16 protein-coding genes are annotated in these 18,321 nt (G+C 56.0%); 8 read left to right on the forward strand and 8 right to left on the reverse strand.

Features of this window, described 5'->3' with window-relative positions; translation table 11 throughout:
- Positions 1-425 precede the first annotated feature (425 nt).
- From IOB61_RS15160 to IOB61_RS15170, 3 genes are read left to right on the forward strand one after another with little or no spacing between them, the layout of a single operon-like run.
- The gene (locus IOB61_RS15160) at positions 426-1,403 is read left to right on the forward strand and encodes a VOC family protein (RefSeq protein ID WP_290818547.1); all 978 of its coding nucleotides are present in this window, start codon (positions 426-428) and stop codon (positions 1,401-1,403) included.
- The gene (locus tag IOB61_RS15165; protein ID WP_290818549.1) at positions 1,403-2,284 is read left to right on the forward strand and encodes an alpha/beta fold hydrolase; all 882 of its coding nucleotides are present in this window, start codon (positions 1,403-1,405) and stop codon (positions 2,282-2,284) included. The genes IOB61_RS15160 and IOB61_RS15165 overlap by 1 nt, the downstream gene beginning before the upstream one ends.
- 10 nt (positions 2,285-2,294) lie before the next feature.
- Positions 2,295-3,080 (forward strand): SDR family NAD(P)-dependent oxidoreductase, encoded by a 786-nt coding sequence (locus IOB61_RS15170; RefSeq protein ID WP_290818551.1) that lies wholly within the window; start codon positions 2,295-2,297, stop codon positions 3,078-3,080.
- Positions 3,081-3,085: 5 nt separating this feature from the next.
- On the opposite strand, the gene IOB61_RS15175 is transcribed toward IOB61_RS15170, so the two are convergent.
- Together IOB61_RS15175 and IOB61_RS15180 are read right to left on the reverse strand one after the other, a co-directional pair.
- Positions 3,086-4,282: an acetyl-CoA C-acetyltransferase gene (locus tag IOB61_RS15175; protein WP_290818553.1), complete on the reverse strand. Its 1,197-nt coding sequence runs from the start codon at positions 4,280-4,282 to the stop codon at positions 3,086-3,088.
- Positions 4,283-4,746: 464 nt separating this feature from the next.
- Complete coding sequence (locus IOB61_RS15180; RefSeq protein WP_290818555.1) at positions 4,747-5,553, reverse strand: hypothetical protein; 807 nt, start codon at positions 5,551-5,553, stop codon at positions 4,747-4,749.
- A gap of 625 nt (positions 5,554-6,178) precedes the next feature.
- Between IOB61_RS15180 and IOB61_RS15185 the strand changes: the two genes are divergently transcribed.
- The 3 genes from IOB61_RS15185 to IOB61_RS15195 all read left to right on the forward strand — a co-directional run bounded on the left by IOB61_RS15185 (position 6,179) and on the right by IOB61_RS15195 (position 9,602).
- Positions 6,179-7,228 carry a TerC family protein gene (locus tag IOB61_RS15185; RefSeq protein WP_290818557.1) on the forward strand — a complete coding sequence of 350 codons (1,050 nt, stop codon included), beginning with the start codon at positions 6,179-6,181 and terminating at the stop codon, positions 7,226-7,228.
- 146 nt (positions 7,229-7,374) lie between these two features.
- A complete protein-coding gene (locus tag IOB61_RS15190) occupies positions 7,375-8,505 on the forward strand; it encodes a glycosyltransferase family 2 protein (RefSeq protein ID WP_290818559.1) in 1,131 nt (376 codons plus the stop codon).
- On the forward strand, positions 8,505-9,602 hold the full coding sequence (locus IOB61_RS15195; protein WP_290818561.1) for a hypothetical protein: 1,098 nt from the start codon (positions 8,505-8,507) through the stop codon (positions 9,600-9,602). The genes IOB61_RS15190 and IOB61_RS15195 overlap by 1 nt, the downstream gene beginning before the upstream one ends.
- A gap of 14 nt (positions 9,603-9,616) precedes the next feature.
- Here the strand turns inward: IOB61_RS15195 and IOB61_RS15200 are convergent, their stop codons facing one another.
- The 3 genes from IOB61_RS15200 to IOB61_RS15210 all read right to left on the reverse strand — a co-directional run bounded on the left by IOB61_RS15200 (position 9,617) and on the right by IOB61_RS15210 (position 13,258).
- Positions 9,617-11,119 carry a serine hydrolase gene (locus IOB61_RS15200; protein ID WP_290818563.1) on the reverse strand — a complete coding sequence of 501 codons (1,503 nt, stop codon included), beginning with the start codon at positions 11,117-11,119 and terminating at the stop codon, positions 9,617-9,619.
- A gap of 156 nt (positions 11,120-11,275) precedes the next feature.
- Positions 11,276-12,121, reverse strand: a complete 846-nt coding sequence (gene fghA / locus IOB61_RS15205; protein ID WP_290818565.1) for an S-formylglutathione hydrolase — start codon at positions 12,119-12,121, stop codon at positions 11,276-11,278.
- 27 nt (positions 12,122-12,148) lie between these two features.
- Positions 12,149-13,258 carry an S-(hydroxymethyl)glutathione dehydrogenase/class III alcohol dehydrogenase gene (locus tag IOB61_RS15210; RefSeq protein WP_290818567.1) on the reverse strand — a complete coding sequence of 370 codons (1,110 nt, stop codon included), beginning with the start codon at positions 13,256-13,258 and terminating at the stop codon, positions 12,149-12,151.
- Positions 13,259-13,380: 122 nt separating this feature from the next.
- Between IOB61_RS15210 and IOB61_RS15215 the strand changes: the two genes are divergently transcribed.
- A complete protein-coding gene (locus tag IOB61_RS15215; protein ID WP_290818569.1) occupies positions 13,381-14,268 on the forward strand; it encodes a LysR substrate-binding domain-containing protein in 888 nt (295 codons plus the stop codon).
- A 121-nt stretch (positions 14,269-14,389) separates the two neighbouring features.
- Complete coding sequence (locus IOB61_RS15220; RefSeq protein WP_290818571.1) at positions 14,390-16,381, forward strand: alkyl sulfatase dimerization domain-containing protein; 1,992 nt, start codon at positions 14,390-14,392, stop codon at positions 16,379-16,381.
- A 106-nt stretch (positions 16,382-16,487) separates the two neighbouring features.
- Here IOB61_RS15220 and IOB61_RS15225 read toward each other — a convergent pair whose 3' ends face one another.
- The 3 genes from IOB61_RS15225 to IOB61_RS15235 form a co-directional block, all read right to left on the reverse strand.
- Complete coding sequence (locus IOB61_RS15225; protein ID WP_290818573.1) at positions 16,488-17,267, reverse strand: MipA/OmpV family protein; 780 nt, start codon at positions 17,265-17,267, stop codon at positions 16,488-16,490.
- 53 nt (positions 17,268-17,320) lie between these two features.
- A complete protein-coding gene (locus tag IOB61_RS15230; RefSeq protein WP_290818575.1) occupies positions 17,321-17,710 on the reverse strand; it encodes a hypothetical protein in 390 nt (129 codons plus the stop codon).
- A 177-nt stretch (positions 17,711-17,887) separates the two neighbouring features.
- Positions 17,888-18,321, reverse strand: a 434-nt coding sequence (locus IOB61_RS15235; protein ID WP_290818577.1) for a DUF4386 family protein, incomplete at its 5' end; no start/stop codon positions are given.

Genomic DNA, 18,321 nt, shown 5'->3' on the forward strand with positions numbered 1-18,321 from the left:
GGAAATCTGGACTTGACGCGACAAATCGCCCGATCATGCTTGAACAAGCGGTTGGGTGACCAGAATGGGCACCAAAGCGCGTCCAGACAAAGAATCATCCAAGAAACCGTCATCCCCGCCGAAGCGTGAGCTTCGAGCGGGGACCCCATGGGACTTTGAGGCACAAGGTCCCCGATTGGCTGACGCCATCGGGGATGACAACGCTCTAAGATTTTTCCATCTAGACCCATTTTGGTGGACCGGAAGGATCACCAAACCGCGTCTAGACAACAACCATCTAAAACAACCGCATCGAACGTGGGACTTTGCCACACGAAGTCGCTGATTTGTGCTTGACGCCTACCCACCTGCCATTACTATTGACGGAAGATAAAATAAGAACGGGCGGAAATGACGATGTCCAAGCGAGACGAGCAGGTGGGGTCATGATCAAGGGGTTGCACCATGCGGGCTTAAGCGTCGCCAATCTGGACGGCGCCATCCAGTTTTACACCACAGCCCACGCCTTTGAGGTGATCGCGCGGTTCGAAGTTGCCGACCGAGCCGATCTGCGCGCCATGATGGCGGTGGCAGACAGTGCATGTGAGGTGGCGCTGTTGCGTGGGCCAACGGGCTTTCTAGAGCTTTTTCACTTCAAAAACCCGGCCGAACCCGATGGCCCGCCGGAGGTTTATCACGCCGGCCTGCGCCACATCTGCCTGCAAGCGGCCGACGGCGATTGGTTATATGATGCCTTTGTTGGGGCAGGGGCCAAAAGCCATGCCCGGCCCTCAGGTTTGGGGACTGGCAATCTATATTGTTACATCCGCGACCCAGAAGACAATGTACTGGAACTGGAGGGCCTGCCCTATGCGGCTTCGGTTGTCAGTCCACCTTGGTTTGCCCATGTTGCCCTGGTCACCCCGAACATCCAGCGCCTGTCGGCCTTCTATAGTCTTGTGACCGGTGCACCGGTGCATAGCACCGGCCATTTTGGCCCTGAGCCAAAATATGATGTAGTTGCGGGCCTTAAAGACATTGTCTTTGATGGCGCTTGGGTGAAAGCGGGGCCTTTGACGCTGGAGTTCTGGCACTATCACCAACCGCAAACCGAACCCAAACCCATGGTGGATGCGTCGCGTCTGGGTTGGAGCCATTTCGCATTAGAAGTGGATGATCTTGATACGGAGTATCAGCGCCTCTCGGCCGCTGGCGTTCATTTCCATGCCGCACCTACGAGCAATGGGGCCGTGCGCTTTGTCTATGGCCGTGATCCTGACGGCACTATTTTTGAGCTGCTCGAAGTGCTGCCCGGTCATGAACATCTGTCGTTAGACCATGTGACGGGACGCGATCTACCCGCTGAGATTGATCGCCTTGTCGCGCAGTTTTACCGCGCCCGCGCGCAGGCCGCGACGAGCTGATGCAAGAGGCTGGGTTCCAATCCATCCAAGGGATCAAACTGCATGTGGTGCGCAAGGGCGATGCGCACAGCCTTGCCCCGCCCTTGCTCTGTTTACATGGCTTTCCCGATCTGGGCTCGGTGTGGCAGCGCGTTGTCGACCATCTGCCGCAGGACCGCCTCTATATCCTGCCAGATCAGCGCGGCTATCATCCCTCGGACAAGCCGCCACGGGTGGAGGATTACTCGCCTGAGATTTTGTTGGAAGATATCCGCCAGCTCATCCGCGCCAATTCTGCGGACGGGAAAGTGGTCTTGGTTGGCCATGATTGGGGCGGGGTGATCGGCTGCTGGTTTGCCGCTTGCTTTCCTGAGCATGTCCATCGCCTGATCCTGATCAATGCGGTTCATCCCGCCGCTTTGCAAACCGCCTTAATCCAAAACCCCGGTCAACGAGCGGCCTCTGCCTATATGACCGCACTTAAATCAGGTGCGTTGGAAGCGATGTGGCGGGCCGATCCTGCCAGCAATCCCTTCAAAATCTGGTTCCAAGAGGCACAGGCCGATGGCCGCATGGGGGCAGACGAGGCCGCGCATTATAAAGCGGCTTGGTCAGACCCAGATCGTTGGCGGGCAGCCATTGATTGGTATCGGGCGAGCCCATTTGAGTTAGACTCCGGCCCAGACCTACCTGCTTGGATTGCTTCACCTGACTGGACCATCCAAACCCCAACCCATGTGATTTGGGGCGAGGCAGACCCCGTCTTCACGCTTGCAACCCGGGATGCCATGGCTGGCTACTTCGCCAATCTGACACATACCGCGCTCAAGCATGTCGGCCACAACCCTGTGCGCGACGACCCTGTTTCGGTCGCCCACGCCATTCACAGCTTTCTTACGTAAGGAAATCACCATGACTAAAGTCAATCTCGGGCTTGAAGGTCGGGTGGCGATCATTACCGGTGCCGCACGCGGCATTGGGCGCGCCACGCTGCACCGGATGATGGCGGAAGGGGTGCATGTCCTGGCTTGGGATATTGATCCGGCTTGGGCGGAGGAGATCACACGTATCGCGACGCCAGATGGGGTTAAAATCGCCGCTTTTATCGGCGATGTCTCCCTAGCTGAGGCGTGGCAGGAGGCGGTTAAAAGCGCGCTGGCGCACTTTGGGCGGCTAGACTTTCTGTTTTCAAATGCTGGGATTTCGGGGCCAGCCCATCCGGTGTCGCGCTATGAAGAGGCCGACTTTGACCGGGTGATGGCGATCAATGCGCGCGGGGTTTATCTGGGCCTCAAATATGTGGGTCAGCATTTGAGCGCAGAAGGCAAAGGGGTGATCGTCAATGTATCCTCGATCAGCGGGCTTAGTGGGGGTGGAAATATTTTTGCCTATACCGCCAGCAAGCATGCCGTTGTGGGCATGACGAAATCAGCCGCGGTGCATTATGCCCCCAATGGGGTTCGGGTCTTGGCCATCTGCCCATCGCCCACCGATACCGAGATGATGGGCTATGCGGAGCGTTTGGTAATGCCCGACGACCCGCAGGCGGCCAGACCCATCTTCACCCAAGGCGTGCCCATGGGCCGCTATGCAGAGCCTGAAGAGATCGCCAATGTCTTTGCCTTCTTAATCTCCGATCAAGCTTCCTTCATGACCGGCACCATCGTTCCCGTCGATGGTGGGACGATGGCGCGTTAGGGCCCTTAAGCGCGCTCAAAAATCGCGGCAACGCCTTGGCCGCCGCCGACGCACATGGTCTCAAGGCCATAGCGGACCTGTCTGCGCTGCATCTCATGCACGAGGCTGGTCATAATCCGCATGCCCGTCGCGCCAATCGGATGGCCCAAAGATATGCCCGAGCCATTGACGTTGAGGATCGAGCGGTCATCCCAATCCCAGCCTTTGAGAACCGCCAGCACTTGCGAGGCAAAGGCTTCATTGAGTTCGACTAAGCCCATATCGGCCCAAGAAAGCCCGGTCTTGGCAAAGAGCTTATGCACCGCCGGAACCGGGCCAATCCCCATGCGTGAGGGCTCGACCCCGGCGGCTGCCCAGCCCACGAAAAAGGCTGACGGCTCAAGCCCAAGCTCGACCAAGCGATCTTCCGCCACAACTAGACAGGCAGAGGCTGCATCATTTTGTTGGCTGGAATTGCCGGCCGTACAGACCCCACCTGCCACCATGGGCTTTAGCTTGGCCAAAGAGGCTGCCGTGGTATCGCCGCGAATGCCTTCGTCCATCTTAAACTCAATCGGCTCACCGCCACGCTGCGGGATGGGAATGGGGATGATCTCCGCATCAAAGCGGCCTTCTGCCCACGCGCGCGCGGCGCGGACTTGGCTTTCAGCGGCAAATTCATCGCAAGCCTCGCGGCTGATCGCATAATCAGACGCCAAGTTTTCCGCCGTCGTTATCATGCCGGGGATGACGCCAAAACGCTCAACGGGTTGGGAACGCTCACGCCCGCGTTCGAGGCGATCATAGAGGGTCACACTGCCCGCACGTGCGCCGCCGCGCATGGCCGTGGTGTAAAACTCCACATTGCTCATGCTCTCCACGCCCCCGGCCAACACCACATCGGCGGCACCGGTCTGCACCATCATGGCAGCCGTCGCCAAAGCCTGCAGACCCCCGCCACAGCGCCGATCAATCTGAATGCCCGGCACCTCAATCGGCAAGCCCGCCGACAAAGCCGCCCAGCGCCCCACGCACGGCGTCTCGCCACTGGCATAGCTTTGCGCAAATACGACATCCTCGATCAGCATCGGATCAATGCCACTGCGCGACACCACGGCTTTGACGACATGGGCAGCAAGGGTTTCAACCGGAACCGAACTTAACCCGCCCAGGAATTTACCAATCGGGGTTCGTACTGGACTAATGATGGCTGCCCGTCTCATGCTTAAGCCTTCCGTGCGTAATCGCGTGAACGACCTCACTCTAGAAGAAGCCTGCGGGCCTTGTCACGCCTTGTCGGCTTGAGGGATAGGGAAGGGGGGTCATGGATCGCGCAACAAATGTTGCGCGCTCCTTTTCGCCGGAGGGTGCATTCCGTCAGGAATGCACCATGGTCAAGCAAACTCCAAGATCGTCGATGCTGGACCTTAGCCAAAGGACTTGGAACGGTTCAAGGCCGCACTTCGCTTGCCCCGCTAGACAATTCGTATTGCTCAAACTCAAACGAAGCCTTTGCAAAGGCTTTGCCTGTGGCAAAGGCTCTCTAAGTGAAAACCATAATCAAGACCGCTGTCATTGCGATGGTGCATTCCTGTCGGAATGCACCCTACAGCGCGAAGCGCATTGCTGAATAGTCCACGACCGCCTGTCAGAGATAGAAATGCGCTCCGCGCGGTAGGGTGCATTGCTACTTAGAAGCATCCTGCTCTTTTCGAAACTTGGCTACGCTAGAATGAAATAAATTTAGAAACCGAACCGACGCAACAATTCCAATCTTGATCACTTCAGACCAAAATTCCATTTGTTCGGGATTATCGGTACGGTAATTATAATGCGAGTTCGGCAGACCACTTAGAGTTTGATAATAAGACATGCCGCCAAAGTGGGAAAACTTAATCTCAATGCTGTCCTCAAGCGCGCTATCAGTGATATAAGACCGAAGATTGAAGTCAAAGCGTCGGACAAGGCCCATACCACCGTCCATTGGGCGTCCCTCTAAGCCAAAAAACACTATGAGCCCCGTGTCTGCGTCTTCCTTTGCAATAACTGGCGAAATGGTTCTAAATCGCGCCTTAGTCTTCTTGAACCCTTGCCGTTCCGCGATCTTCAGTGCGAAGTTCCTGATCTCGTCATTTCGCATCACATATTCTGCGCAATCTGATGGAATAAGATGCCACTCATCAATCTTTCGTTCCAAAATTGGAACATCGATCAAGCTATTCCAATCGGCTTGTGACAAGTTCATAAAAATCGGCTCGAGATGCTCAGCTATAGGGCTAGGCGGTTCAGGTTCGCGCTCCATTCTTCCGTTGAGCCGAATGCCACTTAGCTTCCAATAAGCGTGGTTGTCTCGTTCCTTTAGATACTCATCTACTGAAAATTGGTTGTTGCTGATCGCAGCGTTCAACTCTGCGTAAGCGCGATCAACTTGGAAGCCTTCGGCGTGAAGCGCATCTCGGATATCCTGGATACCGCGCCACCCCCTGAGATTCATAATAAAGCCCTTTCAGCTTTGAAACTACCACTATATTGGACCAAAACGTCGGCCTTGAGGAAACGGAAAAGCGTTTGGCACGTTAACAGTCAAGCAAACTCCATGATCGTCGATGCTGCACCTTAGCCAAAGGACTTAGAGCGGTTCAAGGCCGCACTTCGCTTGCCTTGAAGCCGCCTGACAACTCTTATTGCGCAAGCTGGGGAGTCAAGGGGCGCGCTTCGCGCGTCGACGAAGTCGATGAACCCCTTGACACCCCATCTTGCGCGCTCAAACTCAAACGAAGCCTTTGCCTAGGCATTGCCTGCAGCAAAGGCTCTCTAAGTGAAAACCATAATCAAAGCCGCTGTCATTGCGATGGTGCATTCCTGTCGGAATGCACCCTACAGCGCGAAGTGCGTTGCTGGATTTAAGGCCGCTGCGCATGGTTTGATATTGTCTAGTTGGGCAGGGGCCAGATCAACCGCGCATCACAAGCTTGTCATAGGGCGGCCCGCCCCCTTGAATATGCCGCCCAGCTTCGCCACTTGCCGCCCAAGTCGGGCCCCTCTGGCTGCGTGGAACAGGTCTACGCAGTGATGTCGGCTAAGTTTGTCACACATCAGTTTTGGCCGGAGCCATCATCATGCTAGAGACTATTTTGTTTGCCGAGTTTCTCGGGAAGGCCGCCTGGATATGGTATGCCTTTATCGGCGCGGTAATCGCGCTGCTTGCTTTCGACCTTGGGGTTGTGAACAAGCAAGACCATGAAATTGGCGACGCTGAATCCCTGAAGATGAGCGCGTTTTACATCGCCATTGGTCTTGGCTTCTCGGGCATCATCTGGATGCTCTACAATAATGCCTCGCCAACCGCCTCGATCGACCCGCAAATTCTCTCAGTCGTCGGGGAAGAAAGGGCTTGGACGGCACTCCAGCTTTATCTGACAGGATTTGCCGTTGAGAAGACCCTGGCGATGGACAATGTCTTCGTCATTTCCATGGTCTTCACCTATTTGGCCATTCCGCGGAAATATCAGCATCGGGTCCTGTTCTGGGGCATCATCGGCGTGATCGTATTGCGCGCAATCATGATTGGGGTTGGTGCAGCCTTGGTCAGCCAGTTCTCGTGGGTGCTTTACATCTTTGCCGTGTTCCTGATTGGCACGGGCATCATGATGTTCCTGAAAGGCGATAAAGAGCCCGACATGGCAGACAATAAGATTCTGCTCTGGCTGAAGAAGCGCATGAACGTCACGCCCGAATTGCATGGCAATAAGTTCCGCGTGCAATTGCCCGACCCAAAAACGGGGAAGCTACGCTATTTTGCAACCCCGCTTTTGCTCGCCTTGATGTTTGTCGAAATCGTCGACTTGGTCTTTGCGATTGACAGCGTGCCAGCCATTTTCGCAATCACCTCAGACGCTTATATTGTATACACGTCTAACATCTTTGCGATTTTGGGTCTGCGGGCTTTGTTCTTTGCGCTGGCTGCGATGGTGCACCGCTTCAAATATTTGAAGTACGCCTTGGCGCTGACGCTGGTCTTCATCGGCTCCAAAATCTTTATGGGCGACTTGTTCCCCGGCGGCAAATTCCCCGCCGAATGGTCGCTCGGGATTACCATGGCGCTGATCGCAGGTGGGGTCTTGTTCTCGCTGTGGAAGACGCGAAAAGTGACCTCGCAAGCAACCTAAAAGATCACATACGGTTACGGGTGGAGGGTGCATTCTGAAAGGAATGCACCCTTCTGCACGTTCCGCCCCCCACCCTGATTACGAGGCATTAACCCTGCACCTGCTACAAGGCGTGCAAGGTAAAAAGATCGGATTGGGGTTTGGGTATGCTGATGCAGCTGGCGCGTCCACAGGAAGAAGCCAGGGTTGCCATAGCAGGGCCCTTGCAGCTTGCCGTTATTATCCCGACTTTCAATGAAGCCGCCAATGTGGTGCCCTTGCTGGACAAATTGTCCGCGGCGCTCGTGGGCTATCATTGGGAAGCGATTTTCGTCGATGACAATTCCCCCGATGGCACCGCCGACCTCGTGCGCGAGATCGGGCAGAAAGACACCCATGTTCGGGTCATTCATCGCATTGGGAGGAGGGGGCTTTCGAGCGCCGTTGTCGAGGGCATGCTCGCCACATCGGCCCCCATTTTGGCTGTGGTCGACGGCGATCTGCAGCATGACGAGACAGCCTTGCCCAAAATGGTTTCGGCCATTGAAAATGATGAGGCCGATATTGCGATTGGCACGCGCTATGCCAAAGGCGGCAGCGTGGGACAATGGAACAAGCTGCGCCACCGGGCCTCGCAAGGGGCGACTTGGCTGGGCCAGAAGATTCTGCGGGTTGGTCTATCTGATCCGATGAGTGGCTTTATGGCTATTCGTCGGGAAACTTTGATGGCGGCTCTGCCACGCCTCTCGGGGGTCGGCTTTAAAATTCTGCTCGACATTGTTGCGTCTTTGCCAACACCGCCGCGCATTGCCGAAGTGCCTTATGTGTTTCGCTCCCGCTTGAATGGCGAGAGCAAAGCCGACAGCATGATTGCGCTCGAATATATCTCGCTTTTGATCGACAAGACGATTGGACGTTTCATCCCAACTCGGCTGGTTTCCTTCCTTGCGGTTGGCGGTTTGGGCGTTGTGGTGCATTTGTCGGTTTTGGGCACCATGCTTGCGCTGGGTGCCAGTTTCATGAGTGGCCAGTTTGCCGCCGTGGCCACAGCGATTGCGTTCAACTTCTTCTTAAATAACCGCTTTACCTATCGTGATCGCCGCCTGAAGGGCTGGAAAATGGTGCAAGGTCTTTTGACCTTCTATCTGGTCTCTGCCGTCGGGGCGATTGCCAATATTGGCATTGGCAATTGGGTGCATCAGATGGATAGCCAATGGTGGCTTGCCGGTATTGCCGGGGTTGTGGTTGGCGCGGTATGGAACTTCGCGGCTTCCTCCTTTGTGACATGGCGGAAGTAATGAGCGACGCATCTCGTTTTGCCACGATATCCAGTCGTGGCGCGAAATGGGTTCTGGGTATTTTATTTGCCCTAATCCTTGCCAGCCTATGGGCCGCCCTTGATAAATCCACACCCGGCGCCCCAAAAGTCGAGCCGGTAAAAACTGTCCAGAAGACCACCAAAAGCGGGGAGGAGGGTGCCGATCTCGCTTTGTATAAGGCCATTGTCCGCCGGATGCAGGCGGGTGAGAATTATTATCAGGTCGCCGCCGACGAACAACGGACACGCGGCTATCCGCTAAAGCCGTTTGTCACCGTGCGGCTTCCGACTTTGGCTTTTGTTTTAGCAACACTGGGCCAGACTTTGGGCTATGTTCTTGAAGTCGGGATTGGCTTGGCCGCACTATTTGTGTGGTACCAGAAATTGTCTGAACAGCGGGTCGTTGCTTGGCGACGCGCGGCAATTGTCGGGCTGTTGGCTGCAGGGCTTTCGCCCATTGTGGTTCAACAAGCAATGTATCTGCACGAAATATGGGTTGGTGCGCTAATTGCGCTCTCCATTGGCCTATACCGTCCCAATAAGTGGTTCCTAAGCTTTGTTGTTGCTGGCTGTGCCTTGATGACGCGCGAATTGGCTTTGCCCTTTGTCCTGCTCATGGCAGCCTTTGCCCTGTTTCAGCGCCGCTGGCTTGAGACGGCGGCTTGGACCGCGCTGATCCTTGTCTTCTTCGGCTATGTTTATGCCCATTTTCAAGCGGTATCCGAAGTCGTTCTGCCCAATGATCCCAAGTCTAAATCCTGGCTTTTGATGGGTGGGCCTGCGGCAGCACTTTCCTTCATGTGGCAGTCCTTGCCGCTGTCGGAATTACCAATGGCAATCGCTTTTCCCATGATTGTTCTGGGCCTGTTTGGCTGGCTCTGTTGGCGCACGGAAACGGCTCTGTTCTGCCTTCTGCTGATGCTTGGCTATATGCTGGCTTTTGCCATTACGGGCCGACCCAATAATTTCTATTGGGGCTATTTGGTCTCGCCCTTATTGCTGATGGGCTTTATCTTTCTGGGCCCTGGCTTGAAAGACCTCCAAACCGCGATCCAGCGGGGCGGGTCGAAGGTCTAAAGGTGCTTTTAGCCTCATTTGCCTTTCTCGCTTGGCGGGACTGCCGCCATGAGCAGGGCCAAGGCGCGATTCAAACTTGCAGTGCCCGGCCGGGATCCAGCGAACCGACCTAAACGCACAATGACCAGATCATGGGATGGGATGATGATTGTATACTGGCCGCCCGCGCCCTGCATCGCATATGCATCGCGTGGGATTGGGAAGTTACCGTCACCATTTACCCAAAACAGGCCGCCATAAACGGGTCGCCCATCGGCAACCCACGCCGGGGCCAAGGTGCTGACAAATTTCACAAAGCCGTCTGGTAGGATGCGCTCGCCATTCCAGACACCATCTTGCAAATACAAATTGCCCAATCGCGCCCAATCGCGCCCAGCCATTAAATCATAGCCTTGGGTCAAGAAATTGCCGCTGGCATCGGTTTCCAGCACGGCAGAGCGAATGCCGATGCGGTCAAACAAAGCGCGCTGCGGGAAGGTGAGATAATCCCCGCCTTGTTTCTTCACGCCCAATTGGATCAGATAATTGATCAAGACCGGATCTGTATTGCGATAGCGGCCAATAACGCCCGGAGGCCATTGCTGCGGGCGACTGGCGGCATAAGCAAAGGCATTATTGCCTGTGTAATAATACCAGTGATCGGGATAGCTGCCATCATAAACATAATCGGGGTCTTGTTCGGCCCGCACCCGCAGACCGCTGGACATGTTTAGAATATCGCGGATACGAATGGCTTGTCTCTTATCGCCAGCGCCTTGCCATTCAGGAATAGGGGCGGGCTGGTCTAAGCTATAGAGCCCTTGTTGCATCTGCACCCCAATCAAACTGGCCGCGATGCTTTTGCCCATCGACCAACCCTCAAGAGGGGTCGTCGCGGTGGCACCTGCACCATAACGCTCGGCGATGATCTGCCCCTTCCACGTCACTACAAAAGCTTGGGTAAGTGCATCATCGGGTGCAAAGGCGGCATCAACCACGGCTTTGATCTTTGCCGGGTCAAGGCCTGCTGCCGCATTTGGCGCAATCACATCGCCCATGGGCCAAGCAGTCGTTGCGGCATTTGGTAAGTTGCGCGGCACGGGCTTAGGCTTAAACCCAATCTCGTTTGAACCTTCGGGAAGGCTGACGCAGCCCTGATCGCCAATATAGCGCGCCGTGCGTGTCAGGCCGGTTTGGGTCGTCACACGGACTTCACGGCGTTGGCGGTCAATCACCGGAGGGCCTGATTTTACCCGATGCGCCACAGCTGCCAGCGCATTGGCGTCGCCCAAGGTGGCGCGGGCAAACTCTGGATCAAACCCACTCACAAACACCGCGCTGCACATCAGCTTGGCATAGGCAATTGTGAAATGAGATAAAGGGTCACCGGGTGGGGGCGTCCACGCATTGCTAATCTCGACGGCCTTGGCACGGGCAAACATCGCAGAACGTTGTGCTTCAGCCTGTGTCTGAGCCGCAGCTTGACCCGCTAAAAAGAGCCCAGCCCCTAAAATCATCGCCATCGAAGCGCGTGCCATATGTTTCTCCCAATCCCCAAAAATCTGAAGCTAACCGAACGGTACAGGAGGTCAATCCAAAATACCTGCCGCCCTCCATTGATAGAATTTGTCCCATAATCCTTATTATGCGAAATACGCATCCGGCTTGGCGTGATGGTGTGTTTCGTTGTGCCCTTATCTTTTGAGCCGCTGGTGATGCCACGCCAAATGCTCGGCCATAAAGGTCGAGATGAAATAATAGCTATGGTCATAGCCCTCTTGCATACGGATGGTTGCTGGCTGGCCCGCGGCTTCGCACGCCGCCACCAACAGATGCGTCTTCAGTTGGGTGTCAAGAAACGGGTCTGCTGTGCCTTGATCGACCAATAAGTGGGGCACGCGGGCGCCTGCCTCAATCAGCGCACAGGCATCATAGGCAAGCCACGCGCTTTGGCTTTCACCTAAATAGCCCGTCAACGCTTTATGGCCCCACGGGCATTCCATAGGCGCAACAATTGGGGCAAAGGCTGAGACCGAGGCAAAGCGGCCGGGATTACGCAACCCAATCGTTAAAGCCCCATGACCGCCCATGGAATGGCCCATAATGGCTTGGCGTTCCAGATCGACGGGCAGATGCGCTGCGATCAATTCTGGTAGCTCCACCTCAAGATAGCGGCGCATCTGATAGTTTTTGGCATAGGGCTTTTGGGTTGCGTCGACATAAAATCCGGCACCCAGCCCAAAATCATAGGCCCCTTCTGGATCGTCGGGCACCCCCTCCCCGCGCGGCGAGGTATCGGGCGCAATGAAGATCAGGCCAAGCGCGGCACAAGCTGCCCGATACTCCCCCTTTTCGGTGACATTGGCATGGGTGCAGGTCAGCCCAGACAAATACCATACTAAAGGTAGTTTTTTACCCGGTGGGTGATCTGGAATAAAGGCTGAAAACACCATCTCCGTGCCGGTAGAGGAAGATGGATGGCTATAGACGCGCTGCTCACCGCCATGGGCTTTGACAGACGAGATGATGGTCAAACTCATGCACACACCCCTTCTGAAGCACCCAAGTTAGAACACCACGACGCTTCGGATGCTTTGGCCCGCATGCATCAAGTCAAAGCCCTTATTGATCTCTTCGAGGCTGAGGACATGGGTAATCATGGGGTCGATCTCGATCTTCCCATTCATGTACCAATCCACGATTTTGGGCACATCCGTGCGACCGCGGGCCCCTCCAAAGGCTGAGCCTTTCCACACCCGACCCGTCACCAATTGGAACGGACGGGTCGAGATTTCCTTGCCGGCTTCGGCAACCCCGATGACGGTGGAGACGCCCCAACCCCGGTGACAGGCCTCTAAAGCCTGCCGCATCACATCGGTATTGCCGGTGCAGTCAAACGTATAGTCTGCGCCCCCATCCGTTAGCGCAACCAAATGCGGGACAATATCGCCGCTGATCTCGCGGGGATTGACGAAATGGGTCATGCCAAAGCGCTTGCCCCACGCCTCGCGCTCTGGGTTTATGTCGACACCAACAATCTGATCCGCGCCCACCATGCGCGCAGCCTGTACGACATTGAGGCCAATGCCCCCTAAGCCGAAGACGATAACGGTAGAGCCTGGGGTAACCTTAGCCGTATTGACCACGGCGCCAACGCCGGTCGTAACCCCGCAGCCGATGTAACAGGTCTGCTCAAATGGCGCATCGGTGCGAATCTTGGCGACCGCAATCTCGGGCAACACCGTGAAGTTCGAAAAGGTCGAGCAGCCCATATAATGATAAATGGTCTGCCCCTTATAGCTTAAGCGACTGGTGCCATCGGGCATCAGGCCTTGGCCTTGGGTAGCCCGGATCGCGGTGCACAAATTGGTCTTGCCCGAGAGACAGCTTTTGCACTGGCGGCATTCAGGCGTGTAAAGCGGGATCACATGGTCACCGGGGGCCACACTCGTCACCCCAGCGCCCACCTCGCGCACAATCCCCGCCCCTTCATGGCCAAGAACGGTTGGAAACTTCCCCTCGCTATCTAGGCCGTCGAGCGTATAGGCGTCTGTGTGGCAAATGCCGGTCGCCATGATTTCAACGAGGACTTCGCCCGCCTTTGGCCCTTGCAAGTCCAATTCAACAATTTCAAGCGGTTTTTTGGCTTCAAAGGCTACTGCAGCGCGGGTCTTCATACAGAATTGGTCTCACCAACTAAAAGTCGAGGGATAACAGGTTAAGTATAGAGCTTAGACATTTTACAATTCTGAGATAAATAGCCATAGTCGCAATTCATCTTACCATATTCGGGATAATCATGAGCCAGTGGCAAGGATTGGATGAGTTTGTAGCCATTGCCACGGCGGGCTCTTTCTCGGGTGGCGCAAAGCTTCTCGGCACATCGACCACGCGCATCAGCCGGGTGATTGTTCAGCTCGAAGCCCGCCTGCAAGCGCAATTATTTGACCGCACCACCCGCAGCGTCAAACTAACTGACACCGGTCGCGCCATCCTCGACCAATGCCGACGCGTGTTGGCGGAACGCGACGATATCCTAGCCTCCGTCACCGCCCAAGGCGAACCGCGTGGCGACTTGCGCGTGACCTGTTCCACCACGATGGGCGAACGCTATGTCGCACCAATCTTGCGCCGCTTTGCCATGCAGCATCCGGGTTTGAGCGTCGAGCTAGACCTCACAAACCGCGTGGTCGATCTGGTTGGTGAAGGCTATGACTTGGCCATCCGCACGGGGCAAATGCCCGATTCAGGCTTAATCCGCACCCGCGTGGGCTCGCGCGCTTTATTGACCTGTGTTGCGCCTGCCTATCTCAAAAGTGCCCCTCCCCTTGACACAATTGAACATTTAAAGGGCCACGCCTGCCTGTTAGGCTCGGCCAGCAATTGGCACTTTAAAGATACTCATGGCCAAGCCGTGGAGTTTAAGCCAAGTGGGCGCTGGCGCTGCAATAATGGCAATGGTGTTTTGGAAGCGGCCATTGCCGGCATGGGGGTGTGCCAATTGCCGGAATTCTATGTGCTGCCCGCTTTGCGGTCCGGGGCCTTAATCGAAGTCTTGACAGATTTCAGACCAGCCGAAGAGCCGATCTGGGCGGTTTACCCGCAGCGCCGCCACCTCTTGCCGAAAGTACGCGGTGCCGTCAGCCTGCTTAAGCGCGAACTCGCCGCGGCGATTGCGCAGCCTTGATTACTCAGGTCTAGTTCAGCGGAACAGGCGTTTCCGGATTGACGTTGCGGCCCGAGCAAAGGCAAGTTGGCTTCCATAAAAGCGCGTCGAAAACAGACGGCACGTGTTTGGGAGGCACATCATGACCCTATTTAACCGCAAGCCCGCGCGCGTGGGCGCAACAGCCGGCGCGCTTATAAGCCTTGGATTGGTCGCGTGGTCGCCCGTGTCCCAAGCCCAAACGCCAGGCACCGCGACGCCCCAGACGATTGCCGCCAATAAGGCCTTCTCCGCCACCTTGCCCTGGAGCAATACCAGCGAGGATGAATTGGCCAAGCGCGGCTTTGTTGCCACCTTGGAAGATCCTCTAATCCGCAATGCGGCTGGAAAAGTTGTGCTTGATCTCTCAGCCTATGATTTCGCACAAGGCCCTGCCCCAGAGACCGCTAACCCAAGTCTGTGGCGGCATGCGGCCCTTCTGCGCATGCATGGCTTGTTCAAAGTCGCCCCCAAGATCTGGCAAGTGCGCGGCTTTGATATCTCTGTCATGTCGATCATCGAGACCGATACGGGCTATATTGTCATTGACCCTTTGACCGTGGCTGAAACCGCCAAAGCAGCCATGAGCCTCGTCAAAAAACATGTCGGCGATAAGCCTATTCATGCCGTCATCTATACCCATAGCCATGCAGACCATTTCGGTGGGGTCAAAGGCATTGTGAGTGAGGCCGATGTCCAAGCCGGCAAAGTCAAAATCATCGCGCCATCCGGCTTTATGGAACACGCGGTTAGCGAAAATCTGATTGCGGGCCCTGCCATGAGCCGCCGCGCCGTCTTTCAATTTGGCACCACCCTCGAGCGCGGCCCCGCGGGGCAAGTGGGGGCTGGGATTGGGATGGAGGTTCCGGTTGGCGGGTCGCTCGGCTTGATTGCGCCGACCGACACGATTGAGCGCACCGGCCAGACCATGACGGTGGACGGCATGCGCATTGAGTTTCAAGTCACGCCCGGCACCGAAGCGCCAGCCGAAATGAACTTCTTCTTTCCTGACTTAGGCGCGCTTTGCTTGGCCGAAAATGCCAATGTGACCATGCATAATATCCTGCCTCCACGTGGGGCCTTGGTGCGCGATGCAAAAGCGTGGGCAGACTATCTGACCGAAAGCATGAATTTGTTTGGGGCGCGCACAGATGTCATGTTCGTCTCGCATGGCTGGCCCCGTTGGGGGCGGCAAGAGGTGGCGACTTATGTGGCCAATCACCGCGACGCCTATAAATATCTGCACGATCAATCCGTGCGCCTGATGAACCAAGGCATGACCGCAAGCGAGATTGCAGAGACGATTGCCCTTCCCGAAGTCTTGACCCAGCAATGGTATAATCACGGCTATTACGGCACGATGAGCCATAATTCGAAGGCCGTCTATCAGCGCTATTTGGGCTGGTATGATGCAAATCCGGCCAATCTAAACCCCTTGCCGCCCGAGGCCGTCGCCAAGCGCTATGTCGAGGCCATGGGCGGGGCCGATAAGGCATTAGGCATTGCCAAAACCGCGTTTGAGGCAGGTGATTATCGCTGGTCAGCAGAACTGGCGAGCCGGATCGTCTTTGCCGATGGCACCAACAAATCTGCCCGCGAACTCTTGGCCCAATCCTTTGAGCAAATGGGCTATCAGGCCGAGAGCATGTTGTGGCGTAATATGTATCTGAACGGGGCCCAAGAAGCCCGCAAGACCCCCAATGTGCCAAATGCGGGCACGGTCGCCCCCGATATGATTAGCGCGATTTCCACCCCGCAATTGTTCGACCTCTTGGCCATTCGCGTTGACCCTGAAAAGGCCAAGGGCAAAAATATCGCGGTCGCTTTTGTCTTCCCAGACCGGAATGAGCGCTATCGCCTCGTGTTGCGCAATTCGGTAATGGTCAATGAGGGACCCAGTAACGAACCTGTTGATGCGACAGTCACTATGCCGAGACCTGCCTTCCTCAGCATGCTGTTTTCCGGCACAAACCCTGCCAGTCTTGTGCTGCGCGGGGTGATGAAGATTGATGGCAAAACCGATGCGCTGCGCGCCTTCATGGGTAGCCTCGACACTGCCGAGCCCAAGCCCCCCTTCCCGATTGTGACGCCCTAGGGTCAGTCGTAACTGGCGCTGCCCTGCGGGGCGACCTTATAAACAGGCAAAGTCCCAAGGCGAAATCTCACCTTGGGACCATGGGCTTTAAACTAGCGCGGTGGCGTTAGAAGCTGCGGGTGATGCCAATGGCAAAGGTGACTTGATCCTTATCACCCCGCTTGACGATTGGGCTATCGGCTGCCTCTGACAACAGGCGGCGGTAGCCGACAAAACCCGTTACCGAATAATTCTCGGTCACTTTGTACGAGCCAAGAACGTCGATACCGACATCTTTGGCCCCTGATTTGGCCGTATAGACCGGCAAGGAACTGGCTGCGCTTTGGCTAGAGGTTATGCCGAAATAGGTTTGGGCATATTTCTTGTCCATATAGCTGGCCGTACCGACAACTTCCAAACCGAAGGCAGGGGTAATGGCGCGGCTATACCGAACCGAGGCAGAGCCGGTCCAACCCTTATGAACATCGCTGGCATCGGTCAGCACTTCGCCCGTAATCCCGATCGTCCCGGCACCGACTGGCATCACATAGCCTGCATAAGCGCCGGTTTCCCAAGCATCCTTGACAGGACCCAAAGCGCGGATGGCCACATCCTTCACGTCCTTGTCGCGGCCGAAGCGATAATTAAGAACCGGACCTGCGCGCCAGTTTTCGCTATTGACCAGATTGGCGCGGATTGCGGTTCCTTCCAGAGCGATGAAACGCTCGTCGAAATGATAGCTGCCGGCGATCAAAGGCCAGGTTTCAGTATCTTTGGAGCCCTCAAATTCTGGGATCTGCATCGCGCCAAGGGTGAGAGAGTTGCGCTTGGCCTCGTCTGCCTGAGCTGAAGGAATAAAGGCGGCAAAGCTGAGGGCCAAAATCAGGGAAAGTTGTGCGTATTTCATGATGGTTTATCTCGTGTTTGGTGAAATTGGGAGGAGGAAGATTTGCGGAGAGCTCAGGCGGCGCAGCTGCGCAGAACAGCGAGGCGACCGACTTCAAAGTCACTGCGCCACTTGGCATTGACACCAGGAGCGAGGAAGGTGGTGATGACCGAGCCGCCATCCTGATTGGCAACAAAGTCAATTTCCTCAAACGTATAGCCATAGCCGCGCAAACGATAAGTCGTGGTTCCGCTGGCCTCGTCCTTGTTGAAGGTGGTCATAGGCAACAAGACGGCCCGGTCTTCAAAGCAGCGTGCCACTTTTTCTGGCGCTGAGGTGCTGGTCAGGGTGGACGTTTCTGCAATGGCGCGGAAGCGCTCGGGGTCACGAATGCCGGATTCTTTGGCTGTCGCACAGGCGGTGGCAAGAACAGTCAAAGCGATGGCGAGGAATTGTCTTTTCATCATAGTCTCCATGGGGGTTAATCAGGTTTGGATTTGGGTTTGGGTTTTGAGGGCAAGCTTTGGGCAAAAGTCCGGCGGCACGGGCCAAGGGGCCAGGTGAAGCGGGCGCTTGCCCAAGCAGATACACACGGTGGGATTGGGGAGGGTTAGGCAGGGACGCGGGGTGGCCGCTTGGGTTTAGGCCTTCTTTGCCACAGCTGGCCCGCGCAGATGGGTGATGCCGGTTTGGATCAACCAAACTGTCAGACCAAGATAGCCAAGGATCGTGGCCATCGAGAACATCTCGCCGGATTGTCCAAGGGCGATTGCCACACCTTCTTGCGTACCCAAAACAATGGTTGCGGCGGTGACAAAGCCAGTGACGGCAGTAATCTTGTGCGCCTCGCGCCATTGGATCAGGGCGAACAGCACCACGAATAAGGCGGTCAATAGCTGGCCCATATGTTCGCCAATCGCGACCCCGCCATAGAGGTTCAGGATTTCAAACGCACGCTCTGCTGCAGCTTTGGCCTCAGGGCTGGAAGTAGGGTCTGCATGGGTGCGAGCGAGGCTTGGGATAACAAACACCCAGCGCCATAGGCCCATGGCTTGGGTCAAGCCTGCCAAAGCCC

Source organism: Aquidulcibacter sp., from assembly GCF_020253525.1.
Lineage (GTDB): Bacteria > Pseudomonadota > Alphaproteobacteria > Caulobacterales > Aquidulcibacteraceae > Aquidulcibacter.